We start from the raw sequence: 17,822 nt of genomic DNA on the forward strand, positions 1-17,822 counted from the left end.
TCCGTGGAATTCACTTCACAATCCCAAGTAGAAGATATGATCTACAGCTCTTACCTAAGGGCCATTAACAACATTACAGAGACTTTGGATGAAGAAGTTAGAAAACCGGAGTTCACCAGAGCATTACTGGATGCAGTTGGAAGTCCGGATCGTAATCAAAAATACATACTGGTCACCGGCAGTAAAGGTAAAGGCTCCACCTCTAGATTTATTTCCTCTCTGCTAAGTCACTTGGGATATAAAGTGGGATTATTCACCTCCCCTCACCTGGTAGATTTCAACGAAAGAATCCGGATCAATGGGCAGGCAATAGCCACTGAAGATTTTGTACGATTAGGTAATGTAATTCACAGGGGCTTCCACCAGCTTGAGGAGCAGCTTGCTGCTGACGAATATCAAGGTCCGGTTGGGGTTGCTTTGGCTATTGCAGCTTTGTACTTTAAAGAGAAGGGTACAGATATCAATGTGATTGAATGCGGTAGAGGAGGAAGGTTTGATGACACCAATGTCCTGAGCAATGACTGGGCTGTCATTACCCCGATTATGGAAGAGCATGTAGCCCATTTGGGACCTGATCTGAACAGCATTACATTACACAAGCTGGGGATTATCAAAAACAACACAACAAACGTCTATGTTAGCAAACAGAAATCCGACGTTCTTGCGATCATGAAGGACAACCTTTCCTCCAACCCTGTACAATATTATGAAGAACAGTTTCTAGCTGAATCTATCACAACCACTTCTATCGGAACTACTTTTGATGTCCGGACGAAGCAAGCCTTTTATCCAGCCTTGACCCTCCCGCTATTGGGACAGTTTCAAGCGGTCAATGCTGCCAGTGCAGTGTCACTTTGTGAAGAGATTACAGGGGGACCCTTGGATCAGGAGATCGTACACCACTGTTTTAAACAATTACAATGGCCGGGCCGTTGTGAAGTTATCTGTCATGACCCGCTGACGATTATTGACGGAGCTATTCATAGAGATTCTGCAAGCTACCTGGCTGAACTTATTCAATTAGTGAATCTTGAGCGCAGCCGTACCGTCACATCCATCATCGGTGTCCCTAAGGATAAAGATTACACAGGGGTCATCGAAGTCATGAGCACAGTCTCGGATCAACTAATCGTAACCAAACCCGATATAAGCCACCTAATTTTCCCTACAGATGCTCTGCTTGCCGCTAAAAGTTTTCTCGAAAAAAGTTCTGAATTCCCTTGTTTAGAGGATGCTCTTACGTATGTTAAAGAACAATCACCTTCGGAGATTATTGTAATCGTGGGTACGCAAACTCTAATCGGAAATACCAAAAGATTATTCGGACAATCGCTGCTGAATATCGGCTTATAACTGATTCATACGCTGAAGAATAACTTCCCTGTAAAGGTCTGAGAGGCCAGGTACTTCACTTGGATTTTGCTTGCAATATTCATCTAACATTACCTTATGGTTGACTTCGATCACCATCAAGCCTTGATTTGTCTCTAAGATATCTACTGAGCAGAAATCAAGGCCCAGCGCTTTAGAGGTCCGGGAGGCCAGCTTCGCTAGTGCCTCTTGTTTGGCCTGATCTTTCACCTCAATCGTAACAGCCCCGTTAATCAAATTATGCTTCCACGAACGAACTCTTTTTTTGCCAAGGAATACACGAGCCTGATAATTAAAAGTTACAATTCTATACTCAATCTCCGCTTCATAATAAGGACCTATTGCCCCATTAAGCTGTAAAGAAAATAATAAATCCAGCTTTTCATGCAGATCGGCTATCTCATTGATTTTGTACACATGATTTCCCTGCGCCCCGTTATCCTGCTTCATAACTACCTCCCCATTGCACGCTTGGAAATAACGCTCAGCCAATGGATATGGATTCAAATTGCTAAATTTGGAGCCTGGATGCGGCAAATAAATATGTTCTACGGCTGGGATATTCGCCTTATGCAAAACATCATAAGTTAGAGATTTACTCATGGCAATGATCGTAGAAGCACTGTTATTTAGTCCGATTTCAGCGTCTACCATCACAAATGATTTCACTCCATCTGTCGCTCTATATACGAAATTCGGTGTAATTTCCTCAAAGCCAATCCCTGAGGCTGTAACAGAATGCTGGATCATTTTTAAGTAAGGTCTAGTCGTCATTCAGTTTCCTCATTTCTAACAAAATATGACCAAACCTAATCATAGCATGAGAAATATTAATAAAAAATAATAATATTACGTTATAATAGTTAACACATTCATCCCTCCAATCTTGTTTTAGGTCCGTTTTTCACAAAAATCGCAGAATATATGTTACGTTTAATGACTGATAGCGCTTTTATAGTTAAAATAAGTGTTGATTATTTAGTGATCATCCTCTATGATAAGCTTATTAAAGCGAATCAAAAAGTTAAAGCGGTTAAACTTTAATAACTTTTCACCTACTATTATTGCTAATTAATAGTGTTAGTATGATCAAAAGTTAAAGCGCTTATACTTTTAAAACGAGAGGTTGGTGTGTCATGATCAATCGCGAGAACAGGCGGCAGACGTTCTACATGTATCTGTTCATTTCTCCTTGGATTATCGGCTTCCTAGTATTCGCCCTGTATCCTATCTTATCATCGCTTTACTTCAGCTTTACTGATTATGACATCATACACCCACCTAAATTTATCGGGCTCGCTAACTACACAGAGATGTTTCACAATGACCTGTTCTGGAAATCGGTGGTTGTCACGTTGAGATATACCTTCATCGGTGTACCTATCCAGCTTGCGCTCGGTCTTGGCTTTGCGCTATTGCTCCACCAGACCATTCCTCTACGCGGCTTTTTCAGAACAGCAATGTATTTTCCAAGCATGGTATCCGGCGTGGCCATGTCCCTGCTGTGGTACTGGATCTTCAACCCGCAGATCGGGCTCTTCAATTACATCCTTTCCTGGTTCGGTATTCATGGACCGGCTTGGCTGATGAACCCAGACACTGCGCTATATGCCTTGATCATCATGACCTTCTGGACAGCAGGTTCAGGAATGATTTTATTCCTCGCAGGTCTGCAAGGCGTACCGGCAAGCTTGATCGAAGCCGCTAACCTTGACGGTGCAGGGCGCTTCAGAATCTTCCTGAACATTACCTTACCGATGATCTCCCCCGTGTTGCTCTTTCAACTAATTATGGGACTGATCGATTCCTTTCAAGTCTTTACCCAAGCTTTTGTCATGACTCAAGGGGGGCCGAATTACTCTACCTGGTTCTATGTCTATAATCTCTACACCAGCGCTTTCAAAGAATATCGTGCCGGTTATTCCTCAGCCTTGGCATGGGTGCTCCTTATCGTAGTTATGCTGTGCACCGCACTAATTATGAAATTGTCTAACCGTTATGTTCACTATGAAGGAGGCGGACGCAAATGAGTACAGTCAGAGCGCTAAGCCCCCGGACTAAAGGAACAAAACGCCGCCGGAAAGCCGAGCCTGTTAAGATTTTCAGCTTTATCACTTTAGTAGTTACAACATTTCTGATGCTGCTTCCTTTGTTCTTCATGGTCTCCACTTCACTTAAGTCCAAACGTGAGATGCTGAAGTTCCCACCCACCTTTCTTCCGGAGAGCTGGCAGTGGAGCAATTACACAGAAATATTTGATACTCTGCAGTTCGGTACACTTTATAAAAACAGTCTGATTATCGCCGGCTTTAGTGTTGTGGGAACCTTGATTTCTTCGGCGCTAGTCGCCTATGGATTCGCCAGATTCAGAGGTACAGGTAATCAGGTGTGGTTCATCCTGCTGCTTAGCACCATGATGTTACCTTATCCAGCCATTATGATTCCGCAATTTGTACTCTTTTCGCAAATGAATTGGATCGATACCTTTTTACCCTTGATCGTGCCTGCTTTCTTCGGCTCAGCCTATAATATTTTTCTGCTGCGCCAATTCTTCTCCACATTGCCTGAAGAGCTGTTTGATGCGGGACGCATTGATGGCTGTGGCGAAATACGGATGTGGGCTACCATAGCAATCCCACTCTCCAAACCTGCACTTGCAACCGTAGCTATCTTTGCTTTTATCTACAACTGGAATGATCTGCTTACGCCAGTGCTTTACTTAAGCTCATCAGATAAGTTCACGCTACCCGTCGGGATGGCTTCTCTTACCTCATCGAGGTTCCGCATTCCACCTTGGCATCTGCTAATGGTTGCTTCGGTTCTAGCTATGGTCCCAATCGTTACGCTGTTTGCTGTAGCCCAGAAACAGTTCGTCGAAGGGATTGTACTTACAGGGATTAAGTAATAATCCGCCATAAGGCGGCCAAATATACTTGAAATCATGGAGGGTTTAGCTAATGAACAAGAACAGGAAAAGTATTGCACTTTTACTTGCAGCAACCATGCTCGTTGTTCTAGCCTTATCAGGCTGTAGCGGGGGCAAATCGGCGGGTAACGCCCTATCTGAAGGAGACGGTAGCTCTACTAATTCTGGAGGCAAAGCAGAAACGGTAACGATTACCCATTACACAATAGATTCAGAAGACCGCACATTTGTCGAAAAGTTAATCCCTGATTTCGAGAAGCAGCATCCGAATATTAAAGTGAAAGTGGAAAAAGCGCCATATGAGCAGTTCGACAGCAAGCTGCAAACGCTAATTGCCGGCGGCAAATCGCCCGACGTGACAAGTCACTGGGGGTATGGAGGTTTCGCAGAATACTACAATAAGGGTATGTTGCTCGATATGACCGACCTTATGAAAGAGGATGGTTTCAAGGCAGAGGATTACAGCATCCCAGAGAATCTGATGGGCATCTACAAGGTTAAAGATCACACTTACGGCATCCCGGTCAATATGTATGTCACCTTAATGCTCTATAACAAAGACATGTTTGATGCCGCCAAACTGACTTATCCAACAAGCGATTATGAAGATAAGAGCTGGACGTTTGAAAAAATGGTCGACGAAGCTAAACAAATGACGCTTGTATCCGATGATATTGCCAAAACTCAATATGGCGTAGACTTCACTTGGTCCGAACGCGATATGCGGCCATTATATTTTGGAGCGGAGCCTTACTCAGAAGATACATGGACTAATGGCGGCGTGCCTTCCGAGACTTATTTTGACTCCCCCGAGGTGATCGCTGTCTACAACAAGCTTTTTGATCTTGTCTTTAAGGATAAAGTCTCTCCTTCTTCCGAATGGAGCAAAAGCGTAGCTGGACAGAACGGCGATCCCTTTGTTGCTGGTAAAATCGGCATGTCTATCGGAGGCTCATGGAACCTTGCAGGCGCAAATGACTTCCCCTTCAAAATCGGCGTTGCCGCTGTGCCATGGGGAGGCAACGATAAGGTACGCAGCACCCTTTATGTCGATCCGCTGCTGATCTTGAAGGACTCCAAACATCCGAAGGAAGCTTTTGAATGGATCAAATACCTGATTACAAGCGAAGTGCAAGAGAAATCCATTGAGCTTAGTGGTGGTAACCCACCAGTCAACACCGAAGCTGCAGAAGCTTACTATAAACATTTTGACGGTATCGATCCACAGGATATCAAAAATGTCTACGAGGGTGCTGTTAACTACGGCTTCGAATCCTATAACCACTTAATCACCAACTACTCGCAAATTAATGACATGTTCATTAATGAATTGCAGCCAGTAGAAACTGGACATAAGACGGTTGAAGAGGTGATGGCGACGATTCAGAAGAAGGTTACAGAGATCATTCAGCGATAACTGTTTGGCAGGTATACCGCCCCCTTTAGGGACGGTATACCTGCGTGAAATCATACGTTTAGCGGACAGTCTGCCAACCCTGTATACTGAAAGTAGAAAACAGGATCGGAAAATCTGCCGTGAGGAGAATTAAAGATGAAAGTGAGTATTTTTGATGTAGCCAAAAAATCCGGATTATCCGTTGTAACCGTATCCCGTGTGTTAAATGGGGCCGAATCGGTGCGCGAGAATAATCGCCAAAAGGTGCTGGAGGCAATTAAAGAGCTGGATTACCGCCCTAATGCTGCGGCACGCAGTCTGGCAAGCGGTAAGACGGGAATTATCGGCATTATTGTCACTACCCTGCAAGATTCCTTTTTTGACGCAGTGGTCAAAGAGCTGAATGAAATATTAGCGATGCATGGTTATTTTTTAGCCATATCTATCTCAACAGGCATCGAATCGGATGACAGCCATTATTTAATTCAGGAGGATCGTGTAGACGGCTTAATTCTGCTCTCTCCGATGGAAGAGGACAATTATATTGTGGAGTTAAAACGGCGGGGTATCCCTTATGTGCTGATAGATAATCAGAAGCCCGAAAATGATACCTACTCCATCACGATCGACAACTTCAAAGGGGGATACGCAGCTACGCGTCATCTGCTGGAGCTGGGACATACTTCAATCGCTCATCTCTGCGGTCAGGAAATGTTCCGGAGTACGCGGGAGCGGCGCAGTGGATTCCTACAGGCGCTTCAGGAACAAGGGCTGGACCCCTTTGAGATCGTGCCTGGTGATTTCGATATTGGGATGGGATACGATACCTGCAAACGTTGGCTGAAGGAAGGAAAGCTGCCCACCGCCGTCTTCGCCGGGGATGACAATATCGCGCTTGGAGTTATCAATGCCCTGATGGAAGCGGGCATTCAGGTACCCGAAGAAGTGGCAGTGGTCGGCTATGACGATCATTATATTGCTTCACAGCTTCATCCACATCTGACAACAATACGTCAGCCAGCGGACAAAATCGGGCTGGCAGCCGCGGATATGCTGCTCAAACGCATCTCCGGAAAGATGAAACGTGGAGCCGGGATGCGGATTGATCCTGAACTTATCGTACGTGAATCTACCGGAGCTGAGTAGATTAAATTTTATACACTAGGAGTGACGACCATTGACTTACTACTTGGGGATCGATGGGGGAGGCACGAAAACCTATGCTCTGCTAAGCGATGAACATGGCAATGTTCTTGGCAAAGGCAAGAGCGGTAACGGCAACCACCAGACAGGCGCCCTTGAGGCCGCCAACAGTATTCAAGAGGCCACATTCGGGGCGCTGGCTGAAGCCGGACTCCGGTTGGAAGACATCCAGCATACCTATCTCGGACTTGCCGGTGCTGATCGCGAAGCCGACTATGCTATTCTCCATCCGATGATACGCCAGATAGGATTCACCAAATACACCATTAACTGTGACACTATGATCGGTCTACGCGCAGGAACGAATCGCCCATATGGTGTCGCGCTCATCTGCGGCACCGGCACCAATTCAGCAGGCAGAAACCTGCAGGGAGAGCATTATCAATGCGGCGGCTTCGACTATATGTATGGTGATTTCGGCGGGGGTGGCGCACTCAATATAGAGGTATTTCGTTCCGTTATCCGAGCTTGGGACGGCCGGGAACAGCCCACCTTATTAACAGGCTTACTGCTAAAAATGCTAGGTTATGAGGAAGTTGGGCATATGTTTCACGATTTCCTCGATCATTGGAAAAAAGTCCCCGTTAATGTTGCTCGCCTGCTCTTTGAAGCAGCAGCTGAAGGAGATGCCGTAGCGTTGGAGATTTTACATCGGCAAGGGGTTGAACTAGGTAAGTCTGCGGCAGCTATCATTCACAAGCTAGGCATGGAGCAGGAGACCTTCGATGTGGTGCTGGCAGGAAGTCTGCTAACCCGAGGGGATCGCGGTTGGATTCGCCAGCCTATCGAGAAAGCTGTACACGCTGCAGCCCCTCAGGCAACCGTGGTTACCCTTGCCACAGAGCCTGTAGTCGGTGCAGTATGGTCAGCTATGGATCAAGATGGGTTGACCCTTAGTAGTGAAGTATATGAGAAAATGCGGAATTTTCAGGATTATGAATCGATCAAACAAACTACAAGACAGGAGTGATTAATCTTGGCAGCTAACCAAGGATTAAAGATTGCAGTTATCGGTGGAGGTTCTTCGTATACCCCAGAATTAGTAGAGGGATTCATTCTTCACTATAAAGAACTTCCCGTGCGCGAATTATGGCTTGTAGATATTGAGCCTGGTCTTCGCAAGCTGAATATTGTAGGTAACTTGGCAAAACGTATGGTGGAAAAATCCGGCCTTCCGATTGAGGTTCATCTGACAACAGACCGCCGTAAAGCGATCGAAGGCGCCGACTTCGTCAGCACCCAAATGCGTGTCGGCATGCTTGATGCCCGTGCTCGTGATGAGTCGATTCCACTCAAATATGGCGTTATTGGCCAAGAAACAACAGGTCCTGGGGGAATGATGAAAGCACTGCGCACCATCCCTGTTATTCTGGATGTATGCCGTGATATCGAGGAATTGGCTCCCACCGCATGGCTGCTCAATTTCACTAATCCTGCTGGGATGGTCACCGAAGCCGTTCTGAAATATTCTAAGGTAAAAAGTATTGGCCTGTGCAACGCACCTATCGGCCTGATCAAGCAAGTCTCTGCCAAATATAATGTAGCAGCAGACCGCGTATATGCCGAATTTGTGGGCCTTAACCACTTGCACTGGATTACTCGTATCGATGTTGAAGGTGAAGACAAGCTGGATGATATGCTTGCAGATACAACCAGCTACAGCGCTAAGAACGTACCGGCAAGAGAATGGAACCCGGAATTCCTGCAATCCCTTCATGCACTGCCCTCATACTATTTAAAATATTTCTATATGACCGATGCCATGCTCGAAGAGCAGATGGAATCCCATAAACAAGGCATTAACCGTGCTGAAGTCGTCAAACGTGTAGAAGAAGAGCTCTTCGAGCTTTATGGCAATCTAGAGCTAAGCGAGAAGCCGAAGCAGTTGGAACAGCGCGGCGGTGCTTTTTACTCAGAAGCAGCTGTTAACCTCATGAGATCGCTCCATAACGGATCAAACGACATTCAGACCCTAAATGTCGCCAACCGCGGCATATTGGACTTCCTGCCAGATGACGCCAGCATTGAAGTGAACTGCGTGGTCACCAAAAACGGCCCGCTACCTCTGCCACTGACCAAAATTCCAACCATGGCTAAAGGACTCATTCATGCTGTCAAAACCTATGAACAGCTGGCGATTGACGCCGCTGTAACCGGAGACCGCGCCCTTGCCCTTCAGGCGCTCGCACATCACCCGCTTGTTCCGTCCGTGGACGTAGCGATTCGGATTCTGGACGAAATGCTGGAAGCTAATAAAGAGTTCCTGCCGAACTTTTTTGCGAATTAATTCACACCTCCTATCGAGAAATAACTAAAAGAGACCGAACCCGGTCTCTTTTTTTGCTGTTATAAGCCTTAAATAATCCTCTAAATATAGTGAAGTCCCAGCGAGCATTGATTCTCCCCTAACAGGAGGTTTTATACTTGGATTCAGGTCGGCAGCCAGAGAAGAAAACCAAGGAGGATTATAGATTATGAGATTACTTGAAATCACACTTGTCTTATTTAATGTATTGTTGTTGGGATGGCTAACCTTAGGACGGCCCCAAACACAGCGCGGGTGGCTGATCGGCGGCGGGATTTCTGCTGCTTTACTGCTTATCCATGCATTCGTGGAAGGGTTGCGGTGGCCAATGATTCCAGTGTATCTGATCACACTGTGGGCAATCGTGGGCGGAACAAGACTTTTCTTCCGATCCGCAGCAAAGGCAGCAAGAAAACCGCAACGGCGTTGGAAAACACTAGTGCTGACTGGAGTTGGGGCGGTTTATGCTGCCATTTCCATTGCTTTGCCCCTCCTGTTCCCTGTATTTTCTTTTGCGGAGCCCACAGGTCCTTACAAGATAGGAACCGTCACCTACCATTGGACCGATTCTGCACGGGAAGAAAAGTTTACGGAAACATCCGGTGACTCCCGTGAATTAATGGTGCAAATCTGGTATCCAGCAAGTTCGGAGGCTACAGGGAGCCCAGCGCCATATTTATCTGATCCGACTCCGTATGTAGAAGGACTACATGAATTTTTACAATTGCCGGAGTTTTTATTCTCAGGATTAAAACTGGCCAACACCCACGCTATTGCGAATGCCGGTTTGGCAGATACGGAAACTAAATATCCGGTGCTTCTTTTCTCGCATGGATTTATGGGCTACAAAAATCAGAACACCTATCAAGTCGAGCAATTGGTAAGCCACGGCTATATTGTCGTAGGGATTGAACATGCTTATAGCAGCGTAGCTTCGGTATTTCCAGACAAGTCTGTGGTAACGTTTGATTCAGAAGGAAAAACAGGCTATGAGCAAATGAAGTATTCTTTTATGGATCGGCGTAATGAAGTCTGGGTAGAAGATGCTAAGTTTGTGCTGGATCAAATGGAGGCCTTATCTGCGGACGATCCTAGTGGTCTGTTTACAGGCCGGATTGATCTTGAACATATGGGAATGTTCGGTCATTCCTTTGGGGGAGCCACAACGGTGCAGATGCTGATAGAGGATCAAAGAATTCAAGCAGGCATTGATATGGATGGGGTGCTTTACGGTGAAAAGCGGATTCCTGCAGACGGCTTGAAGAAACCTTTTCTGCTCATGAGTGCCGATGACACCTTAAAAGGAGTAGACCAAACCAGCGATGCTGAAATCGCCGCACTACGGACGGATAGGAAAGAGATTACAGCCTACTATAATGAGCTATTCGCCCGGTATGAGCCAGTAACTGCAGGCGGGAACTATTGGCTGACTTTCAAACAAAGCAAGCACATGAGCTTCTCAGATCTATATCTGCTTACCCCCTTGTTTGAATGGATGGAACATGTGGATGTGCGCGGAACACATGAGCTGATTAATGAGTATACGCTGGATTTTTTTGACCATTATTTAAAAGGACAGCCCTTGCAATATTTGAATAACAACCTAGGAGACCATCCGAAGTCTACACTTCAACAAGGTGCGGAATGAGAATTCTCCTGCACAAGCTTCCATTCTAGCCCTTCCATCAGCAAGGCGTTGCCTCTAACAATAACATCCCATTTGGGATTGAGGAGCAAGCATAGTTTATTAAAGCGTTCTATCCGTTCGGTAACAGCAGTTTGCATCAAATGAGCATATTGGCGGAAAAAGGCAGCTTTATCGCGGAACTGCTCTGGACCTGCATACATCATCACAAAATCTTCAACAATTGCCTGTACAACAGCACTGTCTGCTGATAGTTTTTGTTGCAAGGCTGCTTCCACCCGAATTCGGATATTCTCCAGCGTTCGAATCCAAACCGCAGCGGGAACGCGGGGATGTCTAACCATATTGAAAAAAGGCAACTCAAATCGGACAAGCTCTTCCATGTACTGTGTATCGTTCATAAGTGCTTGTAGTTCGTTCCAAGCTACGGTTTGCGCGGCTGTCACTTTGACTTCATTCATAATATATTTATTGAACAAATATAAAAAGGTATCCCGCCATTCGGACGGCAATTGACCGAGCGGCTGTATTTCTTCTATTTTACTGGAGATGAACTGGGTTCGCTTATCAGCATTCATGGACAAAGAGTCCACCAGCTCATTCATGTAATCCATGGAATCACCTGTTGAGACATGCTCTTGGGCTTGACGCAGAATCGAAATCATATTGGTCAGCGTACTGACCTGGGTCTCCAATGCTTCAATCTGCCAGTTGAGTGCTGTAGTGAGCTGGATTTCTCCAGCGATAACTTGGCGAATCTCGTCAATGCCGAAGTCCAAATAACGTAACGTTGTGATCAGCCGCAGGCGGGAAATATCTTCAGGAGTATATAAACGGTGTCCGCCTTCGCTGTGGCTGGATGGTTTCAATAGATCGATATCGTCATAATAACGAACGGTTTTAATAGTTGTGCCCAGCAGCTTAGCCACCTCGCCGATGGTTTTGGTATCTTTACGCAAGTGATCACCCTTTTTGATGGAATCATACGATGTTGGAATGGATTGTACCGAAAGGAACGATAACTTTCAATTTTCTTGTTGCTGATACTCGCTACCCAAGCAAAGATGGATAAAGCATCTTGGTAATTTGTACTTAGCCAATTCGATAACGGACACAGCTGACCTTAAAAGCGGCTTTTTCCCACTTTTAGAGTGCTATCGGACCCCATTGCCGTTGTTAGCGTCAACACCACTCAATATGACCACTTTCTACTTGAATAGCGGCGCTGGGGTCCGAAACTCTGCTCCAAAGGCTAAAAAATAGCAAATAACGTCATCTGAGTCCGCATGACTCGGCCGAAGATTGCACCAGAAAATGTGTTCGGATATTTATAGAGAAATCAGGGATTACTGACCTTTTATTATAGATGGCTCCCATCATTTCCACCATTATCATCCACTCATTTATTGCTGCGCTCTCAGCGTATTTCTTGCATTACCTGTTCAATGCCAGAGCGAATATCCGGCTCTTTTACACTGGATACATTGAGCTTTAGAATCTTCTCTTTATTAAAAGAGGGTAAATACCCGCTGTCCGCCATTTCGATGCGAATGAACTTTTTTTGCAGACGTTTGATCATCTGTTCTGTCTTTACGCTGTCACTAAGCTTCAGATACGTATGCACACCAAGCTGGCCGGTTGGATGGTAGGAATAATGCTGTGCTGTCGCTGTATCTAACTCCCTCATAATCGATTCATGGAGCAGCGTGGATCTTTTTTCGTAGCAGGAACGCATCTTTTTTCGGTGGCGCTCGAACATTCCGCTTTTCAGATACAACTCCAGGGCAGCCTGAGACAGCATAGAGCTATCTATATCCATCAGTCTTTTGAATCGGTTAAAAGAGTCACACAGGACCGCTGGCAGTACAGCGACACCGACACGCAGACCCGGAAATATAATTTTGGAAAAGCTTTTTAAATAGATCACATGGGAAGCATCGTCATAAGCGTAGATCGGATCCTCTTTTGCATCCTGCTCCAAGTCCGCCATGTAGTCATCTTCAACGATGTATACATCGTATTTAGCTGCTAGCTGAGCAATCGCCTTCTTCTGGGTACGGGTATAGGAGACGCCAAGCGGATTATGAAATCGCGGGACGGTATAAAAGAACTTGAACTGGCCTGTCTTAAATAACCGCTCTAATTCATTCAAGTCAACCCCAGCATCCGAACGCTTTATCCCCTCTGTCTCAATGCCATACGTCTTCAGATATTCCATAAACAACGGGTAACCCGGCTGCTCAATTAGCACTCGCCGCCTGCCATTCGGAAAAGGAATTCGGGTCAATACGCCAAGCGCCTGCTGCACACCTGAGGTAATAAAAATCTGATCCGGATTGGCAAATACCTGATAAGAAGCCAGATGACGCTGCATTTCACGAATAAGAGAAGGAAGCCCCTGCGGCGTTCCATAGATGAACAAGTCATTGCGGTACATATCAATCGCTTTATTAATACAATGTTGGAAATCCAGATACGGAAAAATATCCGGGTCGGGTGCAGACACCGTAAAATCGATCCAATATGCACCTTCGTCTTTTCGCTGTCCACTTCGTTTCATGACATAATAACCACTTTTTGAGGCGGCATAGATTAAATGTTTGTCCTGAAGATCCTGTAACGCGCGAATAACCGTACTTTTACTACATCCATAACGTAAGGACAACTCCCGGATAGACGGTAATTTATCTCCCTCACGATACGTATCCTCGGCGATTTGTAATTCCAGCTCGTTGATTAACTCCGAATACTTATACATCCCTTTCACCTTCCTCCAAGCTTATTCTGTACCGGTACAGATGAATAATAATTACATTGTAGCACAGCTACTCTAGCCTTAGAATAAAGAGCAGAACAGGACCGGTACCTAAATGCGCGCAACACTTTGGAGGTCTTTACTAATGAATACATCTTCTACTCAAAAAGCGATAGCAGCAGCTGTCTTGAATGCTATTATTGTCGGGTTTTCCTTTATATTTGTAAAAATGGCCCTAACCGTCTCGGATCCTTTTGATACGCTAGCTCATCGCTTCACGTTATCTTTCCTTGCCGCTTCTTTATTTACTTTTCCAGGGTGGGGGCGGGTGAAGTTTGGAATATCCAAGGCCGCAGTGATCATCCCACTGGCTTTAATGTATCCAGCGTTGTATTTCACCCTTCAAGCGTATGGGCTTCTGTATACAACCTCCGCTGTAGCGGGTATTATTCAGGCCACAATGCCCATCTTCACCATCCTTTTGGCGGCGATGTTCTTGAAGGAAACCACGAGCAGCTTCCAAAAGATCTCTACATTAATCTCAGTTGCAGGCATTATTCTTATCTTTGCCATTCCAGGTTTGAGTATCTCTTCTTCTAGTCTTTGGGGCGTCTTGCTCATCCTAATCTCAGCTTTATCCCTTGCCGGTTATAATGTTGCGGCTCGAAAGCTGACACGTACCTGGAGTCCCAAAGAACTTACCTATATGATTACTTTGTTCGGATTTATATTTTTTAATGGACTGTCGATCATTAAGCATGGTTCGGCAGGAACCTTGGATCAGTACTTCACACCTTTTCAAGAGCCCAAATTTATATTCTCCATGCTCTATCTCGGCGTACTCTCCTCTCTCGTGACCTCCTTCCTCTCCAACTATGCTTTATCACGGATGGAGGCTTCACGCGTGAGCATTTTCGGCAGTCTTTCAACAGTTGTCTCTATTCTCGGTGGTGTACTTCTGCTGAATGAGCAACTGGAATGGTACCATTGGACCGGTACAGTGATGATCATCGCCGGGGTGATCGGTGTGAACTGGCGGAAGCAAGTAAGGGCCAAAGGCAAAGCGTGAAGATTGATATGCATACAAAAAAGACACCCCGCGAGGTGTCTTTTATCTTTACCCTTTTCAGTATCTCTATTCTGTATCAAGCCTCGCTAATCGCCGTTATTTGGCTGTTCCAAGCTCCTTGATCTTCTCTTTATATTGGTCCAACAGATTAGCTAAAGCTTCCTTGATCACAGTCGCATCTTTGGATTTAGCGGCACTATTCAGATCATCTTGGGCTTTGAAAAAAGCTTTATCCGCGTCGCTAAGATCTGGAATGGAAATAGCAATTGAAGTCGCGTCTACAGCTTTAATTGAAGTAGCGATATTGCTATCTACCTGCATATCATCAACTACAGGTACTACTTCAAGGTTACGACCAGCTTCAATATATCCCGCAGGTAGAGCTTCGGTGGATAGTATTTCTTTTGATAATTGAACTCCCTCCACCAGTTCCGCAGGCACAAGCTCATCAAGTCCGGTTACACTAAATCCAGCAACCTTATAATACTGATCCAAGGTGTTCTTCCAGTCTTCTTGGGTATTAGGTGCGTAGGTCTTAGCCAACTCCAGGGGATCTACCCACTCAATAGTGGTTACTTTAGTGGCAATTGTTCCTTTAGAGGCAGCAGTAACCACGGCTGCGGCCGTTGTTTTCGTGTTTCCGTCTTGTGCTCCACTTGCTGCGTTCGTTGCAGACGGTGCAGCAACGGCGGACACTAGCAGGGCGGACAACGCTAACTTTTTAAATAACATCTGTTGATTCATAAATACAACACTCCTCGTCGATTCGAATGATCTTACAAGACCAAGCTTACAAAAGGGGTGTGGCAGAACATTGGTTAATTTGTGGAAAAACGATGGCAGCCACCCCTACCCACCTCTGGATTGATATACTTGTAGGAGAATAATTTGGAGGTAACCCGAAATGAATAATCCATACCTCATTGCCGTAGTCGACGATGATGAACATATACGCAATCTTGTTGAAGCTTATTTACAAAAAGAAAATTACCACACCATCGGCCTTGGCAGCGCTGAGGAAGCATGGACCTTGTGGCAGACAAGCCCCCCGGATATGTGGGTACTCGATGTTATGCTCCCCGGCATGGATGGTTATGAGTTCTGTAAAAGGATTCGTAACGAAGCCGAAGTACCGATCATTATGATCTCCGCAAGAGATAATGAAGTGGATAAAATATTAGGATTGGAGCTTGGCAGTGACGATTATCTAGTCAAGCCATTCAGTCCTCGTGAGTTAGTCGCCCGGATCAAACGGCAGCTCCAACGCTGGTACAAAATGAGTAATCAGGCCGAAAAATTGAACAGTCAGGTCACTTCCACCCGTCTTGAAATCGACCAGCTTCTACTATTGCCGGAAGAAAGACGTGTATTCTGGTGTGGTGAAGAGGTGGACTTGACCAGCAAGGAATTCACCATGCTAAAAGTATTCGCGGATGCCCCTAACCGGGCATTTACAAGAGATGAGCTGCTGAGCTATGTATGGGGAGACGATTATTTTGGAAGTGATCGCGCCGTGGATCATCTAATTAAACGGATGCGCAAAAAACTGGAGCATTTGCCCATTGAAGCTGTATGGGGACACGGATACCGCATGAGAACAGATGGGGGTGAGCATACGAATGAAACTAGCACATCAGATTAATTTAGCCTTTAGTATTGCATTGGTATTGCTACTATCTATTACTGCTGTCGTGATCCATTTTGTACTACTCAACCATTTTGTCGGAACACAAAAAGAGGATTTAAGAACCATTGGTGCGGCGATGTCAGCTACATTGACTGAAGAAAGTAAATACATCGGGGAGATTGGCACTCAGCTGGAAGCTCTGCCCGTGACCATACCTTCTCTAAGCACTGCAGGCGTCGAAGCCATTCTTAGCGATGAGACAGGAAAAGTCTTGTCCACATCATCAGAGATGAGTTCAATAGCAATAAACTACGATGCCAAGAGTGTCACAGGCCAAGCCACTGAGCTCCAGAACATTTGGAATGGAACAGATACACGGTATATTACTGAAGTGAAGGCTACACCTATAGGCACGCTAACTTTACTAACCCCTATGAGCGCAGTCACTGCTATTGAACAAGCTTTGCTCAAAAGACTGCTGATCGTTTTCAGTGCAGCGGGAGCATTTATGTTCCTATTTGGCCTATTTATCACCAAGAAGCTGATTCAACCTCTAATGAGGCTGCAACAAGAACTCCGCAAAGTCAAAGAACGCCGCTTCTCAGATGTTAAATTAATTAAAGCTGGTGGAGAGCTTGGATCCGTCGCTCAATCGGTATATGACATGGCAGATGAATTAAATCGTTTCAACCATGTGCAGAAACAATTTTTCCAGAATGCGTCTCATGAATTAAAAACCCCCTTAATGTCCATTTCCGGCTACGCTGAAGGGATTAAGGATGGTGTTTTTGAAGGTGAGAATGTAGTAAAAGGGCTAGATATTATCATGAGCGAAAGCAGCCGCTTGAAGAAGCTCGTGTCCGAAATGACTTTACTTGCGAAGCTGGACAGCGAGGAAGATATATTCAAGCCTACGGAAATTTGTTTAAAAGATCTACTGACAGAAACCATCGAAAGAATGAACCCTCTATTGATGAAAAAAGAATTAACCCTCCATATCTCCCACGATCATCAAGATTCTCTTACGATCCGCGCGGATAGGGATAAGCTGCTACAGGCGCTTCTTAATGTAGTATCCAATGCAACACGTTACGCTAACCAACATATCTATATCCATGTTTCGGTCAAGGAGGGCCGGGCTCTGTTATCCGTAAGTGACGATGGCCCTGGAATTTCGGACGATCTCCTTCCCTATCTCTTCCATCGGTTTGTGAAAGGAAAAGACGGAGAATCCGGGTTAGGACTGGCTATTTCCCGCGCAATCATCGAGCGTTGTGGAGGTCAGATCAGCGCAGGCAACCGCAGAAATGGCGGTGCGGTCATCTCGATGGGGTTTCCTTTATAATTATTCGTAAGAGGCTGTCTCAAAAGTAGTGAATTCTACTTGAGGGCAGCTTCTTTTTTATGGAATGGAATGGAATTGAGAAGAAAAGTAATGGATTTTACTGTGCCATATGACTATATACCACGCGTAGCGTTCTCTGATATTGGGTTGGGCGGTTGGATGGTGGGCGGCGGGCGGTTG

General features: G+C 45.5%; 15 protein-coding genes. 11 read left to right on the top strand and 4 right to left on the bottom strand.

The window, feature by feature from the left end:
- Positions 1-3: 3 nt before the first annotated feature.
- The gene (locus MHH60_RS12455) at positions 4-1,353 is read left to right on the top strand and encodes a bifunctional folylpolyglutamate synthase/dihydrofolate synthase (RefSeq protein WP_076135406.1); all 1,350 of its coding nucleotides are present in this window, start codon (positions 4-6) and stop codon (positions 1,351-1,353) included.
- Here the strand turns inward: MHH60_RS12455 and MHH60_RS12460 are convergent.
- Positions 1,348-2,145 carry an ATP-grasp domain-containing protein gene (locus MHH60_RS12460; protein ID WP_076135404.1) on the bottom strand — a complete coding sequence of 266 codons (798 nt, stop codon included), beginning with the start codon at positions 2,143-2,145 and terminating at the stop codon, positions 1,348-1,350. The genes MHH60_RS12455 and MHH60_RS12460 overlap by 6 nt on opposite strands.
- 362 nt (positions 2,146-2,507) lie before the next feature.
- Between MHH60_RS12460 and MHH60_RS12465 the strand changes: the two genes are divergently transcribed.
- From MHH60_RS12465 to MHH60_RS12495, 7 genes are all read left to right on the top strand, one after another.
- On the top strand, positions 2,508-3,401 hold the full coding sequence (locus tag MHH60_RS12465) for a carbohydrate ABC transporter permease (RefSeq protein ID WP_036687229.1): 894 nt from the start codon (positions 2,508-2,510) through the stop codon (positions 3,399-3,401).
- Positions 3,398-4,276: a carbohydrate ABC transporter permease gene (locus MHH60_RS12470; protein ID WP_038568194.1), complete on the top strand. Its 879-nt coding sequence runs from the start codon at positions 3,398-3,400 to the stop codon at positions 4,274-4,276. The genes MHH60_RS12465 and MHH60_RS12470 overlap by 4 nt, the downstream gene beginning before the upstream one ends.
- A 52-nt stretch (positions 4,277-4,328) precedes the next feature.
- Complete coding sequence (locus tag MHH60_RS12475; RefSeq protein ID WP_076135402.1) at positions 4,329-5,714, top strand: ABC transporter substrate-binding protein; 1,386 nt, start codon at positions 4,329-4,331, stop codon at positions 5,712-5,714.
- Positions 5,715-5,849: 135 nt separating this feature from the next.
- The gene (locus MHH60_RS12480; protein WP_076135400.1) at positions 5,850-6,839 is read left to right on the top strand and encodes a LacI family DNA-binding transcriptional regulator; all 990 of its coding nucleotides are present in this window, start codon (positions 5,850-5,852) and stop codon (positions 6,837-6,839) included.
- A 31-nt stretch (positions 6,840-6,870) separates the two neighbouring features.
- Positions 6,871-7,866, top strand: coding sequence for an N-acetylglucosamine kinase (locus MHH60_RS12485; protein ID WP_076135398.1), 996 nt, complete (start codon positions 6,871-6,873; stop codon positions 7,864-7,866).
- 6 nt (positions 7,867-7,872) lie between these two features.
- The gene (locus MHH60_RS12490; protein ID WP_076135396.1) at positions 7,873-9,183 is read left to right on the top strand and encodes a 6-phospho-beta-glucosidase; all 1,311 of its coding nucleotides are present in this window, start codon (positions 7,873-7,875) and stop codon (positions 9,181-9,183) included.
- Positions 9,184-9,370: 187 nt separating this feature from the next.
- On the top strand, positions 9,371-10,849 hold the full coding sequence (locus MHH60_RS12495) for an alpha/beta hydrolase (protein ID WP_076135394.1): 1,479 nt from the start codon (positions 9,371-9,373) through the stop codon (positions 10,847-10,849).
- Here MHH60_RS12495 and MHH60_RS12500 read toward each other — a convergent pair.
- Both MHH60_RS12500 and MHH60_RS12505 read right to left on the bottom strand, forming a co-directional pair.
- Positions 10,831-11,805, bottom strand: a complete 975-nt coding sequence (locus MHH60_RS12500) for a MerR family transcriptional regulator (RefSeq protein WP_256715119.1) — start codon at positions 11,803-11,805, stop codon at positions 10,831-10,833. The two genes, MHH60_RS12495 and MHH60_RS12500, sit on opposite strands and share 19 nt — an antisense overlap.
- Positions 11,806-12,263: 458 nt before the next feature.
- Positions 12,264-13,604: an aminotransferase-like domain-containing protein gene (locus tag MHH60_RS12505; RefSeq protein ID WP_076135390.1), complete on the bottom strand. Its 1,341-nt coding sequence runs from the start codon at positions 13,602-13,604 to the stop codon at positions 12,264-12,266.
- A gap of 142 nt (positions 13,605-13,746) precedes the next feature.
- Between MHH60_RS12505 and MHH60_RS12510 the strand changes: the two genes are divergently transcribed.
- Entirely contained in the window at positions 13,747-14,670 is a 924-nt protein-coding gene (locus tag MHH60_RS12510; RefSeq protein ID WP_036687214.1) for a DMT family transporter, read from the top strand.
- Positions 14,671-14,766: 96 nt separating this feature from the next.
- Here the strand turns inward: MHH60_RS12510 and MHH60_RS12515 are convergent, their stop codons facing one another.
- Complete coding sequence (locus MHH60_RS12515; RefSeq protein ID WP_076135388.1) at positions 14,767-15,414, bottom strand: hypothetical protein; 648 nt, start codon at positions 15,412-15,414, stop codon at positions 14,767-14,769.
- A 160-nt stretch (positions 15,415-15,574) separates the two neighbouring features.
- Between MHH60_RS12515 and MHH60_RS12520 the strand changes: the two genes are divergently transcribed.
- Together MHH60_RS12520 and MHH60_RS12525 are read left to right on the top strand one after the other, a co-directional pair.
- Positions 15,575-16,312, top strand: a complete 738-nt coding sequence (locus MHH60_RS12520) for a response regulator transcription factor (RefSeq protein WP_076135386.1) — start codon at positions 15,575-15,577, stop codon at positions 16,310-16,312.
- Complete coding sequence (locus MHH60_RS12525) at positions 16,290-17,642, top strand: sensor histidine kinase (RefSeq protein ID WP_076135384.1); 1,353 nt, start codon at positions 16,290-16,292, stop codon at positions 17,640-17,642. Before MHH60_RS12520 ends, MHH60_RS12525 begins: the two co-directional genes overlap by 23 nt.
- Positions 17,643-17,822: the final 180 nt, after the last annotated feature.

The organism is Paenibacillus sp. FSL H7-0716, from assembly GCF_038002705.1.
GTDB lineage: Bacteria > Bacillota > Bacilli > Paenibacillales > Paenibacillaceae > Paenibacillus_AQ > Paenibacillus_AQ odorifer.